General features: G+C 44.1%; 21 protein-coding genes and 1 riboswitch. Of the genes, 13 read left to right on the forward strand and 8 right to left on the reverse strand.

Features of this window, described 5'->3' with window-relative positions:
• The first annotated feature begins 28 nt into the window (after positions 1-28).
• Positions 29-604, forward strand: coding sequence for a cytochrome c3 family protein (locus tag ACYRYY_RS05500; protein WP_460214566.1), 576 nt, complete (start codon positions 29-31; stop codon positions 602-604).
• Positions 601-1,650 (forward strand): hypothetical protein, encoded by a 1,050-nt coding sequence (locus ACYRYY_RS05505; protein WP_460214568.1) that lies wholly within the window; start codon positions 601-603, stop codon positions 1,648-1,650. Before ACYRYY_RS05500 ends, ACYRYY_RS05505 begins: the two co-directional genes overlap by 4 nt.
• A gap of 270 nt (positions 1,651-1,920) precedes the next feature.
• Here ACYRYY_RS05505 and ACYRYY_RS05510 read toward each other — a convergent pair whose 3' ends face one another.
• On the reverse strand, positions 1,921-2,841 hold the full coding sequence (locus ACYRYY_RS05510) for a tetratricopeptide repeat protein (protein ID WP_460214569.1): 921 nt from the start codon (positions 2,839-2,841) through the stop codon (positions 1,921-1,923).
• A gap of 9 nt (positions 2,842-2,850) precedes the next feature.
• Complete coding sequence (locus ACYRYY_RS05515; RefSeq protein WP_460214570.1) at positions 2,851-4,155, reverse strand: cytochrome c3 family protein; 1,305 nt, start codon at positions 4,153-4,155, stop codon at positions 2,851-2,853.
• 340 nt (positions 4,156-4,495) lie between these two features.
• On the opposite strand from ACYRYY_RS05515, the gene ACYRYY_RS05520 reads away from it, so the two are divergent.
• The 3 genes from ACYRYY_RS05520 (at position 4,496) to rbr (ending at position 8,111) form a co-directional block, all read left to right on the forward strand.
• Entirely contained in the window at positions 4,496-5,776 is a 1,281-nt protein-coding gene (locus ACYRYY_RS05520) for a 4Fe-4S dicluster domain-containing protein (protein WP_460214571.1), read from the forward strand.
• A gap of 88 nt (positions 5,777-5,864) precedes the next feature.
• A riboswitch (ZMP/ZTP riboswitch) is annotated at positions 5,865-5,954 on the forward strand.
• A gap of 47 nt (positions 5,955-6,001) precedes the next feature.
• Positions 6,002-7,243 carry a serine hydroxymethyltransferase gene (locus tag ACYRYY_RS05525; protein WP_460214572.1) on the forward strand — a complete coding sequence of 414 codons (1,242 nt, stop codon included), beginning with the start codon at positions 6,002-6,004 and terminating at the stop codon, positions 7,241-7,243.
• 271 nt (positions 7,244-7,514) lie between these two features.
• Positions 7,515-8,111, forward strand: a complete 597-nt coding sequence (rbr, locus tag ACYRYY_RS05530; protein ID WP_460214573.1) for a rubrerythrin — start codon at positions 7,515-7,517, stop codon at positions 8,109-8,111.
• A gap of 203 nt (positions 8,112-8,314) precedes the next feature.
• On the opposite strand, the gene ACYRYY_RS05535 is transcribed toward rbr, so the two are convergent.
• From ACYRYY_RS05535 to trhA, 3 genes are all read right to left on the reverse strand, one after another.
• Positions 8,315-10,207 (reverse strand): hypothetical protein, encoded by a 1,893-nt coding sequence (locus tag ACYRYY_RS05535; RefSeq protein WP_460214574.1) that lies wholly within the window; start codon positions 10,205-10,207, stop codon positions 8,315-8,317.
• Between the two features lie 150 nt (positions 10,208-10,357).
• Entirely contained in the window at positions 10,358-10,558 is a 201-nt protein-coding gene (locus ACYRYY_RS05540; protein ID WP_128465850.1) for a cold-shock protein, read from the reverse strand.
• A 196-nt stretch (positions 10,559-10,754) separates the two neighbouring features.
• On the reverse strand, positions 10,755-11,399 hold the full coding sequence (gene trhA, locus ACYRYY_RS05545) for a PAQR family membrane homeostasis protein TrhA (protein ID WP_460214576.1): 645 nt from the start codon (positions 11,397-11,399) through the stop codon (positions 10,755-10,757).
• Positions 11,400-11,739: 340 nt separating this feature from the next.
• Between trhA and ACYRYY_RS05550 the strand changes: the two genes are divergently transcribed.
• From ACYRYY_RS05550 to ACYRYY_RS05575, 6 genes are all read left to right on the forward strand, one after another.
• Positions 11,740-12,987: an EAL and HDOD domain-containing protein gene (locus tag ACYRYY_RS05550; RefSeq protein ID WP_460214577.1), complete on the forward strand. Its 1,248-nt coding sequence runs from the start codon at positions 11,740-11,742 to the stop codon at positions 12,985-12,987.
• Between the two features lie 223 nt (positions 12,988-13,210).
• Positions 13,211-15,133 (forward strand): methyl-accepting chemotaxis protein, encoded by a 1,923-nt coding sequence (locus ACYRYY_RS05555; protein ID WP_460214578.1) that lies wholly within the window; start codon positions 13,211-13,213, stop codon positions 15,131-15,133.
• 3 nt (positions 15,134-15,136) lie between these two features.
• The gene (locus ACYRYY_RS05560) at positions 15,137-16,807 is read left to right on the forward strand and encodes a response regulator (RefSeq protein WP_460214579.1); all 1,671 of its coding nucleotides are present in this window, start codon (positions 15,137-15,139) and stop codon (positions 16,805-16,807) included.
• Entirely contained in the window at positions 16,798-17,094 is a 297-nt protein-coding gene (locus ACYRYY_RS05565; RefSeq protein ID WP_460214580.1) for a hypothetical protein, read from the forward strand. Before ACYRYY_RS05560 ends, ACYRYY_RS05565 begins: the two co-directional genes overlap by 10 nt.
• Before the next feature lie 180 nt (positions 17,095-17,274).
• Positions 17,275-17,973: a glutamine amidotransferase gene (locus ACYRYY_RS05570; protein ID WP_460214581.1), complete on the forward strand. Its 699-nt coding sequence runs from the start codon at positions 17,275-17,277 to the stop codon at positions 17,971-17,973.
• 3 nt (positions 17,974-17,976) lie between these two features.
• Complete coding sequence (locus tag ACYRYY_RS05575) at positions 17,977-18,408, forward strand: macro domain-containing protein (protein ID WP_460214582.1); 432 nt, start codon at positions 17,977-17,979, stop codon at positions 18,406-18,408.
• Here ACYRYY_RS05575 and ACYRYY_RS05580 read toward each other — a convergent pair.
• Positions 18,405-19,013 carry a cyclase family protein gene (locus ACYRYY_RS05580; protein WP_460214583.1) on the reverse strand — a complete coding sequence of 203 codons (609 nt, stop codon included), beginning with the start codon at positions 19,011-19,013 and terminating at the stop codon, positions 18,405-18,407. The two genes, ACYRYY_RS05575 and ACYRYY_RS05580, sit on opposite strands and share 4 nt — an antisense overlap.
• A gap of 101 nt (positions 19,014-19,114) precedes the next feature.
• On the opposite strand from ACYRYY_RS05580, the gene ACYRYY_RS05585 reads away from it, so the two are divergent.
• Positions 19,115-19,915: a mechanosensitive ion channel domain-containing protein gene (locus ACYRYY_RS05585; protein WP_460214585.1), complete on the forward strand. Its 801-nt coding sequence runs from the start codon at positions 19,115-19,117 to the stop codon at positions 19,913-19,915.
• Here the strand turns inward: ACYRYY_RS05585 and corA are convergent.
• Together corA and ACYRYY_RS05595 are read right to left on the reverse strand one after the other, a co-directional pair.
• Complete coding sequence (gene corA / locus ACYRYY_RS05590) at positions 19,912-20,973, reverse strand: magnesium/cobalt transporter CorA (RefSeq protein WP_460214586.1); 1,062 nt, start codon at positions 20,971-20,973, stop codon at positions 19,912-19,914. The two genes, ACYRYY_RS05585 and corA, sit on opposite strands and share 4 nt — an antisense overlap.
• Before the next feature lie 17 nt (positions 20,974-20,990).
• Positions 20,991-22,355 carry an MFS transporter gene (locus ACYRYY_RS05595; protein WP_460214587.1) on the reverse strand — a complete coding sequence of 455 codons (1,365 nt, stop codon included), beginning with the start codon at positions 22,353-22,355 and terminating at the stop codon, positions 20,991-20,993.
• 123 nt (positions 22,356-22,478) lie between these two features.
• On the opposite strand from ACYRYY_RS05595, the gene ACYRYY_RS05600 reads away from it, so the two are divergent.
• On the forward strand, positions 22,479-23,834 hold the full coding sequence (locus tag ACYRYY_RS05600; RefSeq protein WP_460214588.1) for a TIGR04013 family B12-binding domain/radical SAM domain-containing protein: 1,356 nt from the start codon (positions 22,479-22,481) through the stop codon (positions 23,832-23,834).
• The last annotated feature ends 2 nt before the right edge of the window (positions 23,835-23,836 follow it).

Here is a 23,836-nt window from a genome sequence, read left to right on the forward strand (position 1 = left end):
GTAATAAAAATTATACTGAGGAAAATAGATGAATAAGCGATTCATATGGTTTTTACTGGTTCTGCCGGTTCTTCTGTTCGGCTGTACGAAGTTTTACTACCAGTCTCCGTACGTTAAGTTCAACCACGAACAACACGTAAACATTCTGTTTGAGCAGAAGAAGGACTGCTTCTACTGCCACAAACTGCCGGATATAGAAACCTTTATAAACAAAGGGAGCGATTTTAAGATCGGTGCAGAACTTAAGATCGACAACACATGCCACACATGCCACAAGGAAGAGATAACCAAAGTTGTTTCAGCTCCCCAAAACTGCTATGTGTGCCATGACAACCTGAAAACCATGAAACCGGAAGACCATCTCACGCAGTGGACAAAGCTCCATGCTGTTCCCGCTGCACTGGACAAAAAAAGCTGCGAAAGCTGTCACTCTGACTGGTACTGTGAAAGCTGCCACAGCCAGCAGTATGCAAAAGACGGATACAGACATCCCAGAGCCTTCAAGCTCACCCACTCGGTTGAGGCAATGATGGATCCTGCATCCTGCGATAGCTGCCACAAGGCATCCTTCTGCATAGACTGCCATAAGGATACCAAACGATGAACAATTACAGAGTAATAAAACGGGGTGAATCCGTGAGAGTTTTTATTTACTGCATAGTATCATTAATGGTTCTGGCATCTGCCGTAGCCTGCGGAAGCAACAGCTCAGGCAATTCTTCCGCACAGAAAAATATTATAGGCATTCCGCAGCTTACAGATTCAAAAAGTCACAGCGGATGGGAAAGGAAGGACTGTTCTCTCTGCCACCCTTCCGCACAGCTTGATAAAATACACGACTATAACCCTGCTCTGGCTTCAAGCTTCAGAAAAGTTGACGCCAGCGACACAGGCGCATGCCTCTACTGCCACGGCACAAACGGCATAAAAGGAATAACAGCGGAAAGCTATCAGTGTACCCTTTGCCATGCAAACCCCACAATAGTGGCATCGGCAAGTCTCTTCGGAGGTCACACCACAATGCATGACCTTGACGGAGACGGTAAAATAGGCAACTCGGACTGTGTGGTATGCCACCAGTACACAGATATGAACGGCTCCATAAGCCTCACAAGAGACTTCAGACAGAGTTCAGCCGCCTACGGTGACATAAGCGCATTCTGCCTTAACTGCCATGACGGAAACGGTGCATTCGGTGTTAACCCTCCTTCATTGACGTTTGACGGTGATTACAACAATATTTACGATACCTTCAAAGGTCTGTTCGGCAACACGTTCACCGCTGATATACACGGAGCAAAAGACGGTATGGGGCAATCATTCGGACAGTTCAGACCCGGCTCAGGCTACACAGGCGGAATGGAAGTAAGCTGTATTCACTGCCATGATGTGCATACATCAGACAATACGTACCTTATAACTCAATCCGGCGACAGTGCAGCCCTTGCGGACGGTACAGCCCTGAATGCTCCTGTGAGTGTCGTGGGCAATAACTTCACCGAACTCTGCGCTCTCTGCCATATGAGTCCGGACGGAGCAATTACAGGAAACGGATTGCAGGAAGTAACACACCCAAGCGGCTATGACTCAAACTGCACAAACTGCCACTACCACGGTGCAGGCTACGGGGATAATACGAATCTTTTTTAATGACTATAACTTAAACGACAGGAGCCCTCTTTACAGAGGGCTTTTTTGATCGGCAAAATTATATCTTTCATTACTCGTCTTTTACGGGAAAAAGATTTCCAAACCCCTCAAAGAACAGGTTCCATTAAAAGTATATATTCCGGCAGTCTGGAGAGCTTAATGTTCTCCTCAATTTAGTTTTTCTGGATTATATTTGGCTTCTTTGGAAGGAGTTTGAGGACACCTTTCTTTTTCATTAAAGAAAGGTGTCCTCTTATATTATTCGATAATTTAGAAATCTATAACGATTTCACAACACTGGTTAAAGTAGTCCGCCGCTTCCTTATACATATCTTTTTCATAATAGATTTTGGCGAGGGCGTAATAGATGCGCTCTTTGCGAGGGTAGATGTCCTTAACTGATTCAAGTTGGCTGAGAGCGGCATCAAACTGTCCGGTCTGCATATATGCGTATCCGAGAAGGAACTTCACTTCCGGCACTGTATTGCCTATGCCTTTAAGCACTTCAAGCGCGGCGGGATATTCCTTAAGCATGAAATACGCCTCAGCGATCCTTGTTTTTTCGGTGTCGTTCAGAGAGGCAGTATCTATGCCTTCGAGGCGTTTGCGGGCATCGTCAGCCTGCCCGCTTCTTATCATATTTTTAGCGAAGTTGATCTCAGGCAGCCTGCTGACAGTCTTATCAACCCCCTGAACATTCGTAATATTATTGTATTCCGCTTCGCTTATCCTGCCCTGCTTAAGCTCTATAAACTTTTCCAGCTTCGCCCTGTACTGCCCTTCAAAGCCTATTCCGTGGATAATTTTATTATCTCCGTCCAGTACAAGGGTCACAGGCAGAGTAAAAATCCCCCATGAATCGGTCATTTTGGCATTATCGGAAGCATAAATAACATTCTCTGCCGGCTCAAGCTGTTCACTGACCCCAAGTTCAACAGAAACGCAGACAACATCACTTTTAGCGCAGAACTGTTTAAACTCCTCAAAAGTGTTTTTACTCAGCCTTTTATCACCTTTCCAAAGGAGAAGAACTTTTAGCGGTGCCTTGTCCTCTTTGTCAGTGTATGCACCGGAAGCGTACGTGAAGTTTTTCATCTCCACTTTGTCACCTTCTTTCAACTCTTTGAGAGGAAAAGCAAAAACCCCGAAGGTCATAAATAAAGCAATAAATGTAAGTGCAGTCTTCTTCATAAAACCTCCTTAAGGGTTCTGGAATACGTTTTCCCTGTCATAGGTTTTTGGTTTATGGCAGCCGACAACGCATGTTCCGCCATTCTCCGTACGTGTAAACTTAATTGGCAGTTCCCACCCGCCGGAGCCGAAAGGCACACTGTTTCTGATATGAAGCGGTTGATTAGAGGCATGAACCTCGTGGCATGCCTTGCAGCTTCTTCCCTTACCTGGAATCATCACATGCAGATAATGCAAATTCTGTTCGCCGTTGCGGAAGCCTGTACCGTCAGTGGTGGCGGATTCGAGATTGCCCGTATCGTGGCACTCATAGCAGAGCTTGTACATTCCATCTGTGTACTGGTTGTAGAATGTTTTGGGGAAGTGTTCATACAGTATGAACGGATTACCTGAACCATGTACATTATGGCAGGCGTTGCAGCCGTCAAACTCTACCGGAGCATGGATATACTGCGAATGCTCTATCCTGTTGCCGAGATCCTGATGGCACTCAAAACATATCTGTTTTGTATCTGAGCGGAGAAGCTGACCGAAGTCAGACGCATGAGGATTGTGACATTCTCCGCAGCTTCCGTCCTCAACCGGCTGATGTTTATATTTAGCGTTAAGAATATTTTCTTTGAAATCGGGATCCATATCACCGTGGCATGTGAGACACAGTGATTTTTCGTCCTCTGCCTTAAGATGAAATTTAGTATCCGAGTTATGGGGATCGTGGCAGAGAGTACAGTCGTCCGCAACGGGAGCATGGACACTTACCTTTGATAGATCCTCTTTTTTGTCAGAGTGGCATATGAAGCAGAGTTCATCCTTAGCAGCTTTAAGCTGGTACTGATGGTCTGAAGAGTGCGGATCGTGGCATGAGGCACATTCTCCTGCTCCCACAGGACCATGGAGGAATTTTTTGCTCATTTTATCATTTTCATGGCACTGAAAGCATGTTTCAGATTCTGTTGCGGTAATAAGCATATACTGATTCGTTCCACCGTGCGGGTTGTGGCATGCGGTGCAGTCTCCGCCTTCAACCGGAGCATGTACAAACTCTTTCCCGCCCTTTTCATCATGGCATACAAGGCAGACAGGACCGTCATCCGCCGGTGATGTAAACTCATGAAACTCTGATGGTTTGGCTATATGCTGTTCATAATCATCCATCAAATGACATGTGGTGCATTCGTCCGCTTCGACCGGGGCGTGAAGCACCTCATACTGTTTTATGTCTGCATGGCACTCAGCCGTGACACACGTCTCGGCATTTGCCTGAAACAGGGAAATACAGACAACTCCCGTAAGCAATAACAATTTTTTAATCACTGTTAACCTCCTGCTCATCCCTCATGAACATATATTTCTTCTTTATTTCCCAGAACATCATAATGTGATCAGTATATAAAATCAATGTTCTAATTAAACTGTTCCCCATATTTACTGTCTGCTCTATATTATTTGTATTATGAATATTTGTCAGAAATAATATTCTCTTTGCACAGCATTAATCCATTTAATGTTAAAGAGTTTCGGTTAATCCAAAAAGCAGAACCGTTCGGGTTTGCATTTTCATAATGGCGTATGAATATGAACCCCATTACGAATATCTCTTTCAACTTATTTTCGTTTATGCTTTTTCTGTTATAATAAATATGGGAGGCATAATATGGCACATCTCACAGCAAGAAACGGTTTCAGGGAGCTTGCAGACAGGCTGAACCGCTTTCCGCAGGGCGCTCCTTTAAGCGAAAATCTTTTCAAAATACTCTCTGTCCTCATGAGCGAGGAGGAAGCCGGTTATCTTGCCCAGATTCCCATAAAACCTTTTACAGCCAAACAGGCGGCTGAAATATGGAAAATGTCCGAAAAAGAAGCAAAAAAACGGCTGGATTCCTTTGCAGATAAAGTCCTTATACTTGATATGGAAGTCGGCAAAGAAACACAGTATGTTCTTCCTCCGCCAATGGCAGGATTCTTTGAATTTTCCATGATGCGCACACGGGGCGACATCGACCAGAAATACTTAAGCGATCTTTTTTATCAGTACATAACAGTCGAGGAAGATTTCATAAAATCTCTTTTTGTTCGGGGTGAAACCCAGCTTGGGCGTGTTTTTGTTAATGAAAGTGCCCTCGGCGAAGAAAACAGCATGCATATTCTGGACTATGAAAAAGCAAGTGAAGTCATAAAAACCTCCGAACATATGGGCGTCAGCATGTGCTACTGCCGTCACAAGATGGCGCATATGGGCATGGCGTGTGATGCTCCTATGGACATCTGCATGACCTTCGGCACAGTTGCGGACTCCCTCATCCGCCACGGCTACGCACGCAGAGTGGATGAAAAAGAGGGAATCGACCTTCTTCAGCAGGCATATGACAGCAACCTTGTTCAGTTCGGCGAAAATGTAAAGAAAGAGGTCAGCTTCATATGCAACTGCTGCGGATGCTGCTGCGAGGCAATGATAGCAGCACGCAGATTCGGCATCATGAACCCTGTGCATACATCAAACTATATACCGGAAATTGACGATCATGCCTGCACCGGCTGCGGAAAATGCGCAGAAGTCTGTCCAGTTGAGGCATTGGGTATGGTATCCGCCAATGATCCGCATAAACCGAAGAAGAAAAAGGTCAGGCTTAATGATGAAACCTGCCTCGGCTGCGGTGTCTGCGTCAGAGTCTGCCCCACAAAGGCTATTACAATGAAATACAGGGGAAAAAGGATTATTACTCCGGAAAACTCCGTTCACAAGGCTGTAATGATGGCTATCGAACGAGGAGGTCTTGAACACCTCATATTCGATAACCGTGCCCTCTTTTCCCACAGAGCTATGGCTGCGGTTTTAGGGGCAATTCTGAAGCTTCCGCCCATTAAACAGGCTATGGCAAGCGAGCAGATTAAATCCAGATATTTCGGCAAACTACTGGAAAACAGCAAGAAATAATTCTGAGGGGAGCAGCCCCCCTTCTTCCCATATGTTTGAATTATTTCAAATTAGGGTTTGACATTCGCTCTTAAATAGCCTATTTAATACTCGTCCGTACGACTGACGCAGATTAAGGGGGATCACCCCCGGGAAGTACGGTAATATATGCTTAAAGTCGTGCGTCTGGGCTGTTCTTAGAACTGTTCGGGCGTTTTTTGTGCCCGGGCGTACGGGAGGATTTTAATGCAGAATCTCAAAAATTTTGACCCCGCCGTTTATGATCTAATCATCAAAGAAGAACAGAGGCAGATAGACAAGATACGTCTTATCGCTTCGGAAAACTATGTTACCCGTGCCGTTCTTGAGGCATCCGGGACTGTTCTCACCAACAAATACTCTGAAGGCTACCCCGGCAAACGTTACTATGAAGGTCAGCAGTTTATTGACCCCATTGAAGAAATCGCAATCGAAAGAGCGAAAGAACTTTTCGGTGCTGATCACGCCAATGTTCAGCCCTACTCCGGTTCCCCTGCGAACCTTGCCGTTTATCTTGCTTTCGTAAAACCCGGCGATACAGTTATGGGCATGGCTCTGCCCCACGGCGGACACCTCACACACGGTTCCCCTGTGAGCATCACCGGAAAATATTTCAAAATAGTTTCCTACGAGCTTGACGAGGAAACGGGACTCCTCAACTACGATACAATCAGAAAACTTGCAATAGAAAACAAACCCAAAATGATCATAGCCGGTCACTCAGCATACCCCCGTCAGCTTGATTTCAAAAAATTCCGTGAAATTGCTGACGAAGTTGGCGCAATCCTTTTCGTGGATATGGCGCACTTCGCAGGTCTTGTTGCAGCCGGAGCGCACCCCAGCCCAGTTCCTTATGCTGATGTTGTGACTACGACAACTCACAAAACCCTTAGAGGACCCAGAGGCGGTATGATCCTCTGCAAAGAGCAGCACAAGGCAGCTATTGATAAGGCTGTTTTCCCCGGAATACAGGGCGGACCCCACAACCACACAACTGCCGCTATCGCTGTGGCGCTTAAAGAGGCTATGGCGCCTGAATTTAAAGAATACGGTCATCAGATAGTCAAAAACGCAAAAGTAATGGCTGAGACTCTCCTTTCAAAAGGATTTCAGCTTGTTACAGGCGGAACAGACAATCACTTGCTCCTCATTGACCTCACTAATAAGAACATCACAGGCAAACAGGCTGCAAAAGCACTTGATGATGCAGGCATTGTTCTCAACTGTAACTCTGTTCCCTATGACAAAAGGAAGCCCTTTGACCCCAGCGGAATCAGGCTTGGACTTGCCGCTGTGACTTCCAGAGGCTTCAAAGAAGAGGAAACAAGAAAAACCGCTGAGTTTATCAGCGCAGTTATAGATAACTGGCAGAACGAAGAATTCCTGGCCAAAACGGCTAAGGATGTCAAGGAGCTGTGCAGCAAGTTCCCCCCACCGGGACTTGACTGAAAATAATTTACAACCTTCTTGCTTTATACCGCTGCCCTCCCGGAAGTCACCTCTCCGGGAGGGTTAATTTCAGTCTTTTCGTTGACTTTTCTTTTAATCTCATACAAATAAAACATATAAACAATTTTGTTTAAATACCTGTACTTAATACTTGACATAATAAATTTTATTAATTAATATTTTTTATTGATAATATTTACGATTATGCTTTTTAAAGAGCCATAATTGAAGTAATATGACTTAAACACATATCTAAAAGGAGGCAGACGAAATGTCAAAATCACTTAAAGGGACAGAAACCCTTGAAAACCTTATGAAAGCTTTTGCCGGAGAATCTCAGGCGAGAGGCAGATACACTATGTACGCTTCACAGGCAAGAAAAGACGGCTTCCGTCAGATAGAAAATATCTTCCTTGAAACAGCTGATAATGAAAGAGTTCACGCAAAAAGATTCTTCGACTACGCTCTTGAAGGTCTCGGCGATGCTGCTCCCATGATGGTAAACGTTAATGCGGACTACCCTGTCTGTTACAAAAGCACCAAAGACAACCTTCTTTACGCTGCTGACGGTGAACATGAAGAGTGGGAAATACTCTACCCCAAATTTGCTCAGATAGCAAAAGAGGAAGGATTCCCTCAGGTATCAGCTCTTTTCACACGCATAGCAGCAATCGAAGCTCACCATGAAAACAGATACCGTAAACTTGCAGACAGCCTCGCAAACGGCATGGTGTTCAAGAAAGACGTAGTTGTTAAATGGAAATGTCTGGTATGCGGACACATACACGAAGGCTTTGAAGCACCCGGCGTATGCCCCACCTGCGCTCACAAACAGGAACACTTTGAACTTCTGATCGAAAACTTCTAATTAATAATCGTAATTTCCATCCATGGAAATTACTTAAAACGCTCGCGCCGTGCAATGCACGTCTTCGCTACGCACGGCGCATTTCCATCCATGGAGATGTTTGGGGACACATTCAAAATATAATCACAATGATAAGCCCGCCATGTGTGCGGGCCTATCATCTTTTTGGTATCCTGATTTTAGAATATACCTAATCTGCTAGATCATTGATTCAGATAAGTCGTTATGAGAACATTACTCTGCCTGTTAGAAGCGGGAATAATATCATATTCAAGATATGTATTATGGATCATCTGCATTCCGTGATAAACAGGCATTGTCGAGTTTATAGAGTTTTTGATTCTGTATGTTCCTGCGGGAAGATCACTGAAAATATATCTGTTGATAAACCAATACTGCTTCCAAAGATTTGAATCAGTCGGTTCATGACCAGTGAGCGGAAGTTCAGGGCTATACTGATAAGTTGTGTCCGGCACATACTCAGCAGATGTATCCTGATGAACAAGCACCATCGGAGCATCTTTAATCCAGTTATCAGGAACTAAAATCATAGGCAGGGCAAGTCTTACAGTAAGTGCAGGTTCAATCACAAGATAATTTGCAACAAGATTATCCGCCTCTGCAAGAACTGCTGATTCTCTCGTTGAAGAATTAAGAAGAGTGTGAGAGGCGCTTATAGAAACAAACCAATCAGTGTCTCTGTACGGATGCGAGTTGTTATAAAGTCTTGTATTTTGGGAAACAGCCATCATTGCCTCAACTCTGCTCATAAAAATCTCTGACTGTTTTTTCATTCCTTCAAGATACAGATCAACATAGTATGAAGCAGGCATTCCTGTTTTAGATTTATGACGCTTTTCCAGAATAAGCTGGAGAGTGATGAGCTGAAGATTAGCATACATTTCAAACTGATTAAAAAGTGCCTGATGATTCTGTTTTGAGAAGGCGTACTTAATATTAATATTACCCCACAGATTGATCGCACTGCTGGTATCAGTTGAACCACTCATAACACGCTGGAATTGTCTCAAAATCTCTTCAAGCTCAATAATATTCAGTTGTTTCTCAAAATCACTTACAAGCAGCTTCCAGTCTTCATCATCGTAACCAGCCGCATGTGATGTAATAAACAAAAGAGTATCATGAAGACGCTGAATTTTAACTATACTGGAAGAGAGAGAGGTAACAAGAGTGGTGTACTCATTACGTTCTGTCTGTGTCAGAATAAGCTGAAGTGATTGGCTGATCTGAACTTGAAATTTTTCCAGCTCCGCCCTTATTTCTTTTATTTCATTGCTGACATCTGTAATAGCATCAAGAATTTCACCGGTAGGGACAGAGGGTTCGTTTGATTCTCCGAAAATTTCATCAAGTACCCAGCCTGTAGCACGGTCTCCTATCTGCTGACCGGCACCTTCCACTAGCCCTTTTGCAAAAGCAGCAGCTAATGCTCCCTTGGGCATAGGTTCTCCGGAAAAGCTGTGTTTGCGCCCTAATTCAAGTTCATTAAGCAGAAAGGTATTAAAATCATCAAGGCTCGAATACCCTGATGCAGCAGAAGAAAACTCTGATTCTGAAAAGTCGGTATAATAGAAGTTTATATCAGTAAGCAGTCCCTGAGAAACAGGTATCGTCAGAAACTCTGCCACAACAGCTTCAGCAGCACCAAAATCTGTTTCACCGTAACGTGATATAAACTCTGAAACAAGAGTTGAAGCATAGCCAGCATGTATCATACGGCGTTCTTTTGCCAGGGAAGCACTAACATTGGCTTTAAGGACGTCATTAAAAATGGTTCCGGAGGATCCAAGCCGCCCACCGGTAATTTCAAGGTAATAACCATATTGTACTGCATCATAGTCTACTGATACAAGAAATGTCCCATTTTCTTTGGTTTCAGCAGTAAAAGTTCTCACTAAACTGCCATCTTCATCAAAAACAGAAACATCTGCACCTGAAACAGGTTCACCGGCTGTTGCAATACCCATTATAAGATACGTTGAAGGTTCGTTGTCTGAGTTATCTGATCCTGAGCCGCAGCCTAATAAAAATAGAATAAGAAAAACATTTAAACAATTTCTGAGCTTTCTGTGCATCTCACACTCCACCAAAAATACATAATTATTTTTAACAGCAAATTTAGAAAATAAAATACCAATATGAAAAATGTGTTGTGGGGGGGGATAAAAAAAAGCCCGATCAGAATACTGACCGGGCTTTGTGTTTTGCTATTTTGTCCTAAAAGCTTACGCAGTTACAACGTTAACAGCGGCAAGACCTTTGGGAGTTTTTTCAACGTCGAATTTAACTCTTTCGCCTTCTTCAAGTGTCTTGAAGCCAGCTTTAGCGATTGCGCTTACGTGTACGAAAATGTCATCACCGTCATCTTTGGCTATGAAGCCGTAACCCTTAGTCTCATTGAACCATTTTACAGTTCCTTCTTGCATGAATAGTCTCCTGTTAAAAGTAGTAAAAGAACTACAGTTTTGAAACTTCCAGTTCAACTTGCCTTAGATAATCGGTGATTATGCTCGACTCGTACTCGTCTGGTAACTAAACTGTACTCTTTGCTCTAATTTTATAATACCCTAAATTGCAAAAAAAAGAATCATTTTTTTGCAATTTTAAAAAATAATTTTAAAGCTAAATGTTAAGCACATATAAAAGCATAACCATGAAATGACAAAAACTCCCTGCAAGAACAAAGATATGCCAGATTTCATGGAAACCGAAAACACCCGGCCAAGGGTTAGGTTTTTTAAGGGCGTATATCACTGCCCCTATGCTATACAGCACTCCGCCGGAAGCAAGCCAGACTACGCCGCCTGCCGGAATATTCTTAACTATGGGATAAATAGCCACAATGCTTATCCACCCCATTGCCAGATATATACTTGTTGAAAGGAACCTTGGCGCATTAATATAAAAAAGTTTGAAAAATACGCCCACTACTGCAAAACCCCAGACGATGCCGAATATTGTCCATCCCCAGCCTCCGCGGAGAGGAACAAGGCAGAACGGGGTGTAGGTCCCGGCTATCATCATAAATATCATAACGTGGTCAAGCTTTTTGAGAATACGGGTGCCTTTTTCATTCAAAGGAATGAGGTGATACGCAGCGCTGGCAGCGTAAAGCAGTATCATTGCAGAACCATAAACAGAAAAAGATACTATATGCCATGCAGTTGCGTTCATAGCGGAAAGAACCACAAGAACAGTCAATGCAGCAACAGACATCAATGCCCCTGCCAGATGCGAAAAACCGCTTACCGGATCTTTTATCCTCATAACAAATCTCCTTTCATATAATGAATAAGGTATGATGCGGCAAACTGCAATACTTAAGTTTGTCAACTTCTTGTTAAAACTTCTATTATTTGATAATTAAATAAACATTTGTCTGAAAACCAAACAAAACAACATAAAATACGTCTGAATTATATCGTTGATAAAAGACAACTTTATTGCTACTATAACGACTGATCAAAAAGGCAGAAGTTCACAAGCGGCTTTGTTTTAAGGGATGTGACAGAAATTTTATTAAAAAAATAAAATTGACCTTTCGTTATCAACTGCACGAGCTTATATTTTAATGCAGGAAACAAAACACAAGCTAAGGATTTTTTTGATGAATTATGAAGAACTGATATTGGGTAGACAGCCTATTCTCAACAAAGAAGGCTTCACCTGCGGTTATGAATTGCTTTTCCGCAATCCCGGAGAATCATCTGCCGTTATAAGCGATAATACATCTGCAACCGCAAGGGTCCTCGTAAATATCATACAAAACTTCGGTCTTGAAAAGCTTCTGGGCGGGAAAGACGGATTTATCAATATAAATGAAAACATTATCATGCAGGACATACTTGACGTTCTGCCTCCGGAAACCCTTGTTTTTGAAATAATTGAAAACACTGTCGTTTCCAAACAATTGATAGAAAGGATTAAATACTACAAAGAAAAAGGCTATCGCTTCGCCCTTGATGATTTGTTTTTTTCAGATGAATATATGCTGATGTTTGCTCCCCTCCTTCCTCTTGCGGACTACATAAAGGTTGACTTCTCCCTCACCAGCGACAATGACATCAGGTACAGAACCCGTGAACTGAAAAAATTCCCCGCAAAGCTGCTTGCAGAAAAGGTTGAAACGCAGGAAGAGTATCAAAAAGCTCTGGAAGCAGGATTCGAGCTTTTTCAGGGCTATTATTTCGCACGCCCTAATATAATTTCCAAATCCGCCATTGAACCGTCCAAAATATCAATTTTAAAACTCCTCAACCTTCTCGGCAGCGACAGCTCTCTTGACAAGATAGAGACCGAATTCAAGCTCCAGCCGGAATTCAGCCTTAAGCTTTTAAAACTTCTCAACTCCTCATCTTTTTTTATTCGCTCAGAAGTCCGCTCCATAAGACACGCTATAAGCCTCCTCGGAAGACAGCAGCTCCAAAAATGGCTGATAATTATGCTGTATGCCTCAAAAAACAAGGATAACAGACGCAGTCCGCTTCTGGAAACTGTTCTTCTGCGTGCCAGAGCAATGGAGCTTCTCGCCGCACGGGTTTACGGAGAAAGCTCAGGAATCTCAGGGGACGCCTATTTTACAGGATTAATATCTATGCTGGATGTAATATTCGGTATTTCTCCTTCAGAACTTATAAACTCACTGAATATTGAAGGCTCAATCAAGGATGCCATAGAAAGAAGAGAAGGCAAGCTGGGAGATCTGCTCCGCCTTATTGAAACATCTGATGACTGTTCAGCGTCTATAAATGCAAAATTGTTAGAGAATCTCAGGCTCACTGTTAATGATATAAGCGCAATAAAATATTCCAGTTTTGAATGGGTGGCAGAACAGCAGATTATCCACGGCTGTTAATATAGCATTAAAACATTCCCCTAGAAATGAACATCCTTGTTCATAACAACGCTTTGAACAAGCTTTCTATTTTCGCTTTAGATAATTTTTATTATAATAATTCAATATAGTTACGCTCTTGACACAGATCGCTCATAAAGTTATTCTAAGAACTGTTAAATTTTCATCTGAACCGTTTGAGGTTTTTTAATAACATATCGTTTGAGTGTGCGGGGGTTTTATTATGCCAAAAGTCAGAAAGCTGTCACTCTTTATGAAATTCCTAATCCCGCTTGCAGGAATAGTTGCAATGGCGGCTATAGTTTACTCTGTTTATTCCATTATCGGTCTGAACAAAGTTAAAGAAGACGTTATGAAGACAAAAGTCACCGAGATAGAGCGTTTTCTCCAACACACTGCTGATTCTGCAGCAGAAACAGTTCTCACAAATGCTGTAATTCTCTCAAATAATTCTGAGATAATGAATTCTCTCAGTATGCATGATACTGAATATGCAGGAGAATACATCGGCAGAATACACTATCGCCTTGAAAAGAACAAAAATTTTGAAGGTATCAAAATTCTTGTCACATCGAAAGGGCTGACACCGTTTGCTTATGCAGGTTTCACCGGCATAACACCCGAAGCGGGGTACACTCTGAAGCAGACAGAGCAGACCAAAGCTCCTGCCAGCGGATTTGAGGTTACACCGGAAGGGCTCTGTATGAAAGGAGCAGCACCCATCACTGATAATGCGGGAACCTACTTAGGTGCGCTCCAGATAGCTGTCAATGCTGATATTATAGCAGAAGAGATGAAAAAGGACATGGATGTTTCAACCATTGTTCTTGTCAATGGTTCTTCGGTAAAAGGCGAAAAGTTTGGAAGTTACACTGTGGCATTCAACGGTGACTCATCTCTGCTTTCAGAGCTTCAGAAAACAGGGCTTCCCACAGGCAGTGCTTATACGGTTACAGATAACTACTTCACAGTCACCAAGGAAATTAAAAATAACAGCGAAAATTCCATAGGCTATTTTGTGGCGGCTGTTCCTTTACAAGAAATAAATGAAGCGGTTTCCGGTGCGAAAAAAGTTACTTCACAGCAGTTTTTTTATACAATAGTCTGGTTTTTGTTTATAGCCTCAGTAGTTATCGTTATCCTTTTTGTGACAATACTTAAACCTCTCAGAGGTCTTATAACCACCACAGAAGACCTCGCCGTGGGCGACGGAGACCTGACAAGAAGAATAAACTACAAAAGCGGTGATGAGTTTGAACTTGTCTCCGACAATATAGACGCATTCATAGAAAAGGTTCAAAATACCGTCATCACATCGCTGGACAACGCCAACGAGACAGCCAGCGCCAGTGAGGAACTTTCCTCCACATCTGAATCTCTCTACAGCAACATACAGGAGATGACGAGTCTGGCAGAAGAAAACAGTCATATCGTAAACAACATAGCTTCTAACCTTGACAAAACGGAAGAGCTTGCGATCAGCACCACAGAAGTTCTGGAAGACAGCCGGAACATGCTCACCAAATTTGTTACCAACCTTAATAATGTTGTCAGTACAATAATCTGCGAAAGCGAGCGTCAGGCTTCTCTTGCAAAAGATATGGAAAACCTTACAGAACAGGCTGCACAGATCCGTCAGGTTCTTTCAATAATCAGCGACATAGCAGACCAGACCAATCTCCTTGCTCTTAACGCATCAATCGAAGCGGCGAGAGCAGGCGAACACGGACGGGGTTTTGCAGTTGTTGCTGATGAGGTTCGCAAGCTTGCCGAACGCACCCAGACATCACTGGTGGAAATAAATAAAATTATCGGCATGATCACTACGGGCGTTGAAAAATCAAACACCCAGATAAGCGATATATCCGACAAAATAGTAACAGTGGCAGACAACTCCAAGGAACTCATAAGCGAAGCAAATGCCACAGGAAGCAAGCTGGGCGATACTGTCAACGTATCCTCCGAAGTGGTGAAGATGAACACAATCATAGCCACTAAAACGAAGGAAATGATCGAAATAGTACAGAGACTTACCGCCCTCTCCACTGAAAATAAATACTCAGGCGAGAATGTTGAGGAAGTTGCGAGAATGCTTTCGGAAAAATCCGGCGGTCTGCTTGCGGTACTCAAAAGATTCAAGGTCTGATAAATGACTCTGAGCGGTCTGCTCGATAACCTTAATGTCCTGATTGTGGAGGATAACTCCGTAAACAGAAGGACAATGGAGCTTGTGCTTGAGCAAATGGTAGGTCGGGTTTTCACTGCCGTTGACGGAAATGAAGGGCTGGAAATATTTCGCCGCCGTGAAATAGATGTTGTTTTCACAGACCATGACATGCCGCGGATGACAGGGCTTGAACTTGCAAGAGAGATCCTTGAGGAAAAGCCGGAGACCCCCATTGTTCTGGTAACAGGGCACAATGAAAGTGATGTGGTGATCAGCGCACTTAACAGCGGGATAACACACTTCCTGCCGAAGCCCATTACCAGAAGAAGCATAAGCCGTGCGCTGGAAGAATCCTACCAGAAAGTCCTTGTCAAAAAACTTGAACATGAAAGCCGCAGAAAGGACCTTGAGCTTCTGCGTTTTAAAGAGCGCTACCACTCACTTCAGGAGAAAAACGCCTTTGAAAAACAGCTTAACCTGATCAGAAATGACTTTCAGGGGGTTATGCTGGAAACAGAAGACAGACCTTATTTTATAAATACATTCTACAAACCTCTGGATACCTTAAGCGGTGACGGCTACTCCATAAGAAGACTTTCGGACGGCAGCATATTTGTTTTTCTCATAGACTCAATGGGAAAAGGGCTCTCAGCGTCTGTGACCACTTTCATGAGCATAGCTTTTATCAACCACATCATAGATCGCTTCAACGAGCGCAACGGTTCCGGACTCCTGACACTTATCAGCAGGTATCTTGAATATATCAAAAAAGTTCTCCTTGAAGAAGAGATAGTAAGCTGCGCTTTTCTGCGGATTGACGGTTCTTTCACAGAGATCGAGTACTCCCTTTTCTCCGTGCCGTCTCTCTCTGTTTCCATGCCTGACGGTTTACGGAAAATAAAAAGCAACAACCCTCCCCTCATGTCATCCACAGAGGGTTTTACGATAGGCAAAGAAGATATAACAGGAATGTTGTCACTGGCTGTTTTTACTGACGGACTTCTGGAAAACACCTTCATAAACACAGCAGAACATAAGGAAATGCTGTATGATCTTATAAAAGACAACCCGCCCTTTATGCACATGCGCACTTTTCTTTCCAGTACAGTTACCAGTTATGATGACGATATTACATTTATCTTCATAAATTCATCAATTGGCGGAGAAGCCGATGTCACTTCCGTGACCCCTGTTTTTCATGATGTTATGACTTATATAAACGGTGTTGAGGCAATGCTGAAAAAAGACGGTCTGTCTGATGATGACGCAGCCTCAATGACAGGGGTTCTCACCGAACTTGTTATGAATGCGTTTGAACACGGGTGCCTCGAAATTGAACTTGAAGAGAAAACAAAGCTCATAACAGAAGGAAAGTACGATGAGCGCCTTAAACAAACAGACTCCCTGACTGACAAATTCATCAAAATAAGAACACGGGTGGAAAACAGAGGCGGCTCACTTGTTTTCTGCGCCGAGGTCAGTGATAATGGACGGGGGTTTGATCCCCGCAGAAAGCGTAAAGGGAAAAAACCCTTTTTCGGAGGCAACGGAATAAGAATGGTTACTTCCGCTGTGGATGATATATACTTTAACGAGAAAGGAAACAAAGTAAGAATCTATAAAACGATCCGCGGAGAATGCGTATGGAAATAAATGTTCACGACAGACAGGTCGAAATCAAAGGCAACATAAAGACACTGGAAAACTATATGACAATTAAAGAGGTCGTACAGTCCATGGTTGACAGAGGTGCAGACAGCATCACCTTCATAATTGAAGACTCCCTCTCTATGACCTCTTCCGTTATCGGCTATCTTATGAAGCTTGTTAATGTGGACCGAATCCACATCCACATGTACATAGGGGACGACAGGCTGATAGACCTTATGGAAGAACTCAGTCTCGTACAGGTTTTCGGTGTAAAAAAGCTCAGGGGCTGATTTCCGCCGACAATCACCCCTGCTCCTGCTACCCGTCAGAAAGCCGCAAATCAAAAGCTGTTAATGCATTTAACTCTCAAACCCTGATATTTTATCCGCCCATATTGTTCTGTTTACCCTTGAACACTTGCTTATGAGGGTATATTCTTAGCCTATGAACTTAATAATTAAGAGGTAAATATGTTCCTTGTACTGAAAATGGGCAGCACTCTGAAAGAGCTTGAAGATAACTACGGCGGCTTTTCAGACTGGATAATCCGCTTTATGGGCGCTTTCAGGAAACAGGTAAAAGTTATAGACGTTCAGAACGGTGATAAGCTTCCTGAACCTTCGGAGTATGAAGGAATTATTATTTCCGGCGCACATGAGATGGTCACAGATCACCATGACTGGAGCGAAAAAACAGCGGAATGGATTAAATCCGCAATTGAAAAAGAGATACCTCTTTTGGGTATCTGCTACGGTCATCAGCTTCTTGCCTATGCCCTCGGCGGCAGAGTAGACAACCACCCTTTCGGTGCGGAGATAGGCACAGTGGAGGTTGAACTCACAGATGCGGGCAAAAAAGACCCTCTTTTTAAAACTCTGCCTAAAAAATTCACAGCCCACGCCACACACACCCAGTCAGTCCTTAAACTGCCGGAAGGCTGTGTTGTGCTTGCGGGAAACGGTTATGAACCCATACACGGCTTCAGGTACGGAAAAAACGCATGGGGAGTTCAGTTTCACCCTGAATTTGACTCCTTCATAATGGAGCAGTATGCAGAACATCAGAAACACAAAATCAAAGAGCCTGACAGAATAATGGAGCTTATAGATGAAACACCGGAAGCAAACGCACTGCTTGCGGCGTTTATGGAAATGTTTTCAAAGAGCTGACAGATGCTTTTCATCAGTCAGGAACTCACAGAGCTTGCCGGAACTGAGTACATAGCTGTGACCACTAACGGCACTGTAAAACAGGACGGAAAAGCAAACATGGGCAGGGGCAATGCAAAAGAAGTTGCAGCAAAACTGCCCCGGATAGCATGTGAGCTTGGCAGGTTGATAACAGAGAAAGGCAACAGGGTTCATTATCTGGGCGATAAGGTGTTCAGTTTCCCTGTGGAGGAATCGTGGCTTTCCTATGCGGAACTCCGGCTTGTGGAGCGTTCCGCAAGGGAGCTTCTGGAAGAAGTGAATAAAAGGAAGCTGGAACGCATAACGCTCCCCCTGCCCGGCTGCGGGAAAGGGGGATTAAAAAGAGAAGATGTAATCTCTGTTCTGGAAAAAATATTTGACGACAGATTCGCTATTACTGAAAAGCCTGCCTAAAAAGAAGCAAATGCACGAACACTGCATCCGTCCGCATCGGCATACTTCAGCGGCAGTGCGGTAAAGTTCACCTCAGAAGGCAGCTGTTCCAGCCCGGCGAGGTTTTCGATAATCAGCATACCGCTGCCTAAGAGAACTCTATGTACCGGCAGGGTGTTATTCCCCACCTCATCAACCGAAATGGAGTCAAGCCCTATTCCTTTCAGCCCCAAACCTGCGGCATATTCCGCTGCACTAAGTGAAAGAACCGGAAATCCGTCAAAGTATTCATCTGTTCCCCACTTGGCGCCCCAGCCTGTGCGGAGAATAATAAACTCAAAACCTTCTGCGGCTTTCAGCATATCGGGTTCAATCACCTTTACTCCGCAGGGTACATCGATCACCACAGCTCTTCCTGTGAACTCACCTATGGAGTAGTCATCAAGCTTTCTGCCATCCCTGAAGACATGGTACGGCGCATCCATGTGTGTTCCTGTGTGGGAAAACATATGGAAAAGTGTCTCCCTGTATCCGTCTATCTCAAGCCTCTCAAGCACAGGCTTTTCTGTACCGGGGTAAACAGGCATGTTTTCTGTAATCGTATATGTGAGATCTATGTATTTCATTGACTTGACTCCTTATTTCCAATAGCATATATCTTGCGGGAGCATTTCCCCCTATTCACAAAATACCCTATATTCAAAAGACTTTAAAGAGGTATCTCCTGATGCAGCAGGAATTGATGTGGCGCATTATTACCACAGCGCTTGTATTCATTACAGCCATAATTTCACGCATAATTTTTCTAAGATACGTCCAGAAGCATACTTTCCCGAATGCTGATGCAAAAAGACGTGTACTTGTCACCACAAGGAATGCTTTTTTCCTTACGGTAATCCTCATAGTAAGCATAATCTGGCTTTCTCATATCCGTAATATAGCCATCTCCCTTGCTGCTATTGCTGTCGCCGTTGTTATAGCCACCAAGGAGCTTCTGCTTTGCTTCCTCGCCGGAATAATAAGGGGCATCAGCCAGCCTTTCAGAATTTCAGACAGAATAGAGATCAACGGACTGCGGGGCGATGTTATAGACGTAAATCTCATTAACACCACTCTCCTTGAAATCAGCTCCACTCACCAGTACACAGGGCGAACCATCACCGTTCCCAACAGCCTGTTTATGAGCAGTCCGGTGGTAAACGAAACCTATCTTGATGAATTTATGCTTCATATTTTCAGCATTCCTCTGAAAACAAATGAGGATATAGAAAAGATTGAGAAAGTTCTTCTTGATGCAGCAAACGAGGTATGCACCGAATATCTTGAAAGTGCAGTGAAATACATGACCGAGGTCAGTACCAGAGCCGGTCTTGAGGTTCCTTCCGTTGAGCCCCGCATATCAGTTGAATTTCATGACAGCGAAACCATCAACATGCTCGTCCGTGTTCCTGTGCCTTCCCGCAGAAAAGGCCGAATAGAGCAGGCTATAATACGTCTTTATTTAGCAAAACTTAAGGCAGGTGCTTAAAACCATTTCTTACGCCTGAAGTAAACAAGCATAGCCCCCGCAACGGCAGTCATAAGCCCTAAAACCGCCGGATAGCCCCATGGCTTTGCAAGTTCCGGCATGTTCTGAAAATTCATGCCGTAAAGACCTGCGATAAATGTCAGCGGAATAAATATAGCGGAAAAAATAGTAAGAACCTTCATCACCTCGTTCATCTGCTGTCCGTTGAGCGAAACATAGAGATTAAACATGTCCGTTGCTGTGGCATGAACCGACTCCACAATGTCACGCATGTGTTTGTAGTGGTCTTCCAAGTCCTTGTAATAAGGAAGAACATCATCGGGTATATCCATATAGTCGCTTACCTTTATGCTGTTTATTATCTCCATGTAACGCCAGAGAGAGCGCTTGGCGTGCCCCATCAGCTGTTTGATGCGGTATATTTCAGCCACGTCAAAATCCTGAAAGTTTTCCTGAACAGTCCCTTCGAGGTCTTCCATAATATCAATAATCCGGTTGAGGGTTTCATAGCTGCCGTCACTCAGTGCATCCAGAAGAGCAAAAAGAAGATAAGGTACACCGAGCTTGCGGAGCTTGGTATTTTTCTGAGAAAGTCTTTTGAACAGCTTAAGATACATAGGCACAGGTTCAGCGCTGAAGGTTATAACGTAATTCTCACCCACGAGAATCTTCGTGTCCGCAATGATGAAGTCCTCTCTGATATGGCTGTACATCAATGACTTAACGACTATAAAAACGAAATTGTCATATTCCTCAAACTTAAGAGGCTGGGAAGCGTTCTGGATGTCCTCCAGAACGAGGTCATGCACATTCAGTTTGCGCCCTATCTCACGGAGAACACCGTGAATAGCATCGCCTGTCACATTAAGCCAGTTTATTGTGCCTTCCCGTCCAATCGCATCGATGCAGGCTTCCACAGTATCGCAGGAGCTATGCTCGAAAACATCTTCGTTGTAGCTTGTACAGGCGGCTAAAAAGCCAAAATCAGCCGATTCCTCATGGAGTGTACCCGGAGCGGATCCGAGTCTTTTTTCCGGAGTTTTAAAAACTCTCAGCATAAAACCACCTCCAGAACTTATTTAAGGGTATTTCTGCCTGCAAGTGACATAACCGCTCCGGCGGCGCAGATAAGTGAAAACAATATGAAAGCCATGCGTAAAGCGGTTATTAATCCTTCTTCGCTCATTGTTTCTATTTTAGCAGACCCTGCAAACATATTCAGTATTATAACGGATACTGCGATGCTGAATGTCTGTCCCATAAGCCTCATGGTCGAAAGGGTGGAAGAGGCAAAGCCGTAGTCCTTCTTCTCCACTGAATTCATGATCACAGTATTATTCGGAGTCGAAAACAGACCCAGACCCAGCCCAAGAATAAACAGCATGATCGAAACCTGATAAAGCTCCGCCCTGCCGGTCATAAATGCCATTGAAACAAGAACAAGGGCTATTATAAGCATTCCGCCAAAGGCAAGGTTCTTCGGGTTTGATTTATCAGCCATCCTCCCGGCAAACGGCGTAACCGCAGCCATGGCAAGGGGTTGAGCCAGCATGACAAATCCCGCCTTTTCGGATGTTAATCCGTAATTAAGCTGCAACTCCATACTCACAAGAAACAAAACACCTGATGTGGCACAGTAATTCAGCATAGATGCGCTGTTTGCAAAACCAAAGGTCCGGTTGCCGAAAAACAGACGCACATTTATCAGAGGATCTTTCTGATTGTATTCGTAAACAGTCATAACCACCATGACTATAAGCCCCAAAACAAAAGCGGAATATCCCCGTACATCAGGGACTGACAGTCCGCCGAATATCAGCAGAACCATAAGCATGAACAACAGCATACCTCTGTAGTCGCTCACTTTTCCTTCACGCCCCTTTACTGGCTGAAGTGTTGCAAACGAATACACCGCAACAAGCGCCGCAAGAACCCATGTTACATGAAGGATGCTCCGCCAGCCGTAAAGCTCATTAAGAAAACCGCCGATAACAGGTCCCACCGATAATCCTGTATATACTGTAAATGTTACCCAGCCTATAGCACGCCCACGCTCTTCCGGCGGATACACGCAGGAGATAAGCGCCATTCCGCTGCAGTAAATAAGAGCTGACGCAGAGCCCTGCAAAAATCTGAAAACTATCAGAAACTCGCCGGAAGGTGCAAACCCGCACGCAAGAGTAGCAGCGGCAAAAGATGCCATGCCTGCTTTAAACACAGCAGGGTAACCAAGATAATCAGCAAATCTGCCCGCAGGCATCAGAAGAATGGCACTCGCCAGAACAAAGCCGGAAATTACCCAGCCCGTCATTGTGACGCTCATCTGTAAATTAAGCGCAATAACCGGCACAGCGACAACCATTGCGCTTCCCATAAACCCTGTGAGGAAATAACCCGCCATGACGGCAAAAAGTGTATATTTTCTGTCTTTAATACTCAATTCATTCACCTTAAAAGATTTTTAATTATAACTCATAGCACCTAAAATATCACCCCTGCATTTTTCTTTTGCCAAAAAACAGTAAAAGAGCTATTTTTTTCTGCGGAAAAACTGGAGATCTCTTTGAGAAAAGTTCAGATATTTGTCCTCTCACACAAGTTTAATAAAAACAGCATAGCCGCCCTGACCGGAGCATTGCAGATTTTTCCTGAAACAGTGGAGATTGAGCCTCTTGTTATGTGGGACAGAGATGCTGTGGCATCTGCTGCTGCAAAAGCGGCGGAGGATGGCTTTGTCCCTGTCATATGTTTTTCCTTCACCACGCTCCATTTCCTTGACACGGTAAAAGATCTTCTTTTCCTCAAAAAAACTCTTAACAACCTGCCGCTGCGTCCTCTGTATGTTGCAGGCGGGGCTCACCCAAGCGGTTCAGCCGAGGAAACTCTGAAATGCGGATTTGACTACATTGTAAAAGGAGAAGGGGAATATTCCTTCCCTGCCATGATAACAGCAGTAATGCGGGAGGAGGATCCGGCTTCCATAAAAGGGGTTTGCACACTGGCAGACGGCAAGCTTGTTTCAAAGGGGCGCAGCGATGCTGTAAACCTCGATGATTACCCTCCATTCCCTATGCGCCTTACCAAGTTCAGCTATATAGAAATCACCAGAGGATGCCCCGTTGCATGCAAATACTGTCAGACAAGCTATATTCAGGGCGCACACTACAGGCACAGATCTCCTGAAAAGGTTCTGGAATATGCAGAAAGGCTTGTATCTCTCGGCGTGAAAGACATACGCTTCATCACCCCCGACTGCCTCTCCTACGGCAGTAAAACCGTTGGTAAACCGAATATAATGTTCATAGAAAAATTCCTGAACGACCTGAAAAAATGCGCAGGGGAAAGCAGCATACACTTCGGCTCATTCCCTTCGGAAGTTTTTCCATCTTCGGTAACAGAAGAGGCAATGGAGCTTCTGGCAGCTTATGTATCAAACAACAACATAGTTATAGGTGCGCAGACAGGCAGTGACAGGCTGTTAAAGCACATAGGGCGCTCCCACACTGTTGATGATGTAAGAAAGGCTGTGGGACTTATTTTAAAAAAAGGATTCGGTGCTAACGTTGACTTCATGTTCGGGCTGCCGGGAGAAACCGAAGAGGACGAAGAGGAGAACATCCGCTTCATGACAGAGCTTTGGACAATGGGCGCAAAGGTTCACAGCCACACATTTATGCCGCTGGCGGGAACACCCTTCGGCAGCCTCCCCCCTGTGGTTGTGCCTCCCAAAACGGCTAAACTTCTTGAAAAGCTGGCAGGATACGGAATTCAGTATGGTTCATGGAAGGCGCAGATGGAGAAGTCCAACCGACTGGCTGTTTTCAGAAAAGTTTTTGCGGAAACAAATGATACGGAAAGGGCGGTTACAGAGTCCGATAACTACTCTGCACCGCCCCTCCAGAGGTGTAGCCTTTTATAATT

The sequence above is a fragment of the Geovibrio sp. ADMFC3 genome (assembly GCF_054687035.1).

Coding starts and splice junctions, on each gene's coding strand:
- ACYRYY_RS05500 (WP_460214566.1), top strand. CDS start 29: ATGAATAAGCGATTCATATGGTTTTTACTGGTTCTGCCGGTTCTTCTG.
- ACYRYY_RS05505 (WP_460214568.1), top strand. CDS start 601: ATGAACAATTACAGAGTAATAAAACGGGGTGAATCCGTGAGAGTTTTT.
- ACYRYY_RS05510 (WP_460214569.1), bottom strand. CDS start 2,841: ATGAAGAAGACTGCACTTACATTTATTGCTTTATTTATGACCTTCGGG.
- ACYRYY_RS05520 (WP_460214571.1), top strand. CDS start 4,496: ATGGCACATCTCACAGCAAGAAACGGTTTCAGGGAGCTTGCAGACAGG.
- ACYRYY_RS05525 (WP_460214572.1), top strand. CDS start 6,002: ATGCAGAATCTCAAAAATTTTGACCCCGCCGTTTATGATCTAATCATC.
- rbr (WP_460214573.1), top strand. CDS start 7,515: ATGTCAAAATCACTTAAAGGGACAGAAACCCTTGAAAACCTTATGAAA.
- ACYRYY_RS05535 (WP_460214574.1), bottom strand. CDS start 10,207: ATGCACAGAAAGCTCAGAAATTGTTTAAATGTTTTTCTTATTCTATTT.
- ACYRYY_RS05540 (WP_128465850.1), bottom strand. CDS start 10,558: ATGCAAGAAGGAACTGTAAAATGGTTCAATGAGACTAAGGGTTACGGC.
- trhA (WP_460214576.1), bottom strand. CDS start 11,399: ATGAGGATAAAAGATCCGGTAAGCGGTTTTTCGCATCTGGCAGGGGCA.
- ACYRYY_RS05550 (WP_460214577.1), top strand. CDS start 11,740: ATGAATTATGAAGAACTGATATTGGGTAGACAGCCTATTCTCAACAAA.
- ACYRYY_RS05555 (WP_460214578.1), top strand. CDS start 13,211: ATGCCAAAAGTCAGAAAGCTGTCACTCTTTATGAAATTCCTAATCCCG.
- ACYRYY_RS05560 (WP_460214579.1), top strand. CDS start 15,137: ATGACTCTGAGCGGTCTGCTCGATAACCTTAATGTCCTGATTGTGGAG.
- ACYRYY_RS05565 (WP_460214580.1), top strand. CDS start 16,798: ATGGAAATAAATGTTCACGACAGACAGGTCGAAATCAAAGGCAACATA.
- ACYRYY_RS05570 (WP_460214581.1), top strand. CDS start 17,275: ATGTTCCTTGTACTGAAAATGGGCAGCACTCTGAAAGAGCTTGAAGAT.
- ACYRYY_RS05575 (WP_460214582.1), top strand. CDS start 17,977: ATGCTTTTCATCAGTCAGGAACTCACAGAGCTTGCCGGAACTGAGTAC.
- ACYRYY_RS05580 (WP_460214583.1), bottom strand. CDS start 19,013: ATGAAATACATAGATCTCACATATACGATTACAGAAAACATGCCTGTT.
- ACYRYY_RS05585 (WP_460214585.1), top strand. CDS start 19,115: ATGCAGCAGGAATTGATGTGGCGCATTATTACCACAGCGCTTGTATTC.
- corA (WP_460214586.1), bottom strand. CDS start 20,973: ATGCTGAGAGTTTTTAAAACTCCGGAAAAAAGACTCGGATCCGCTCCG.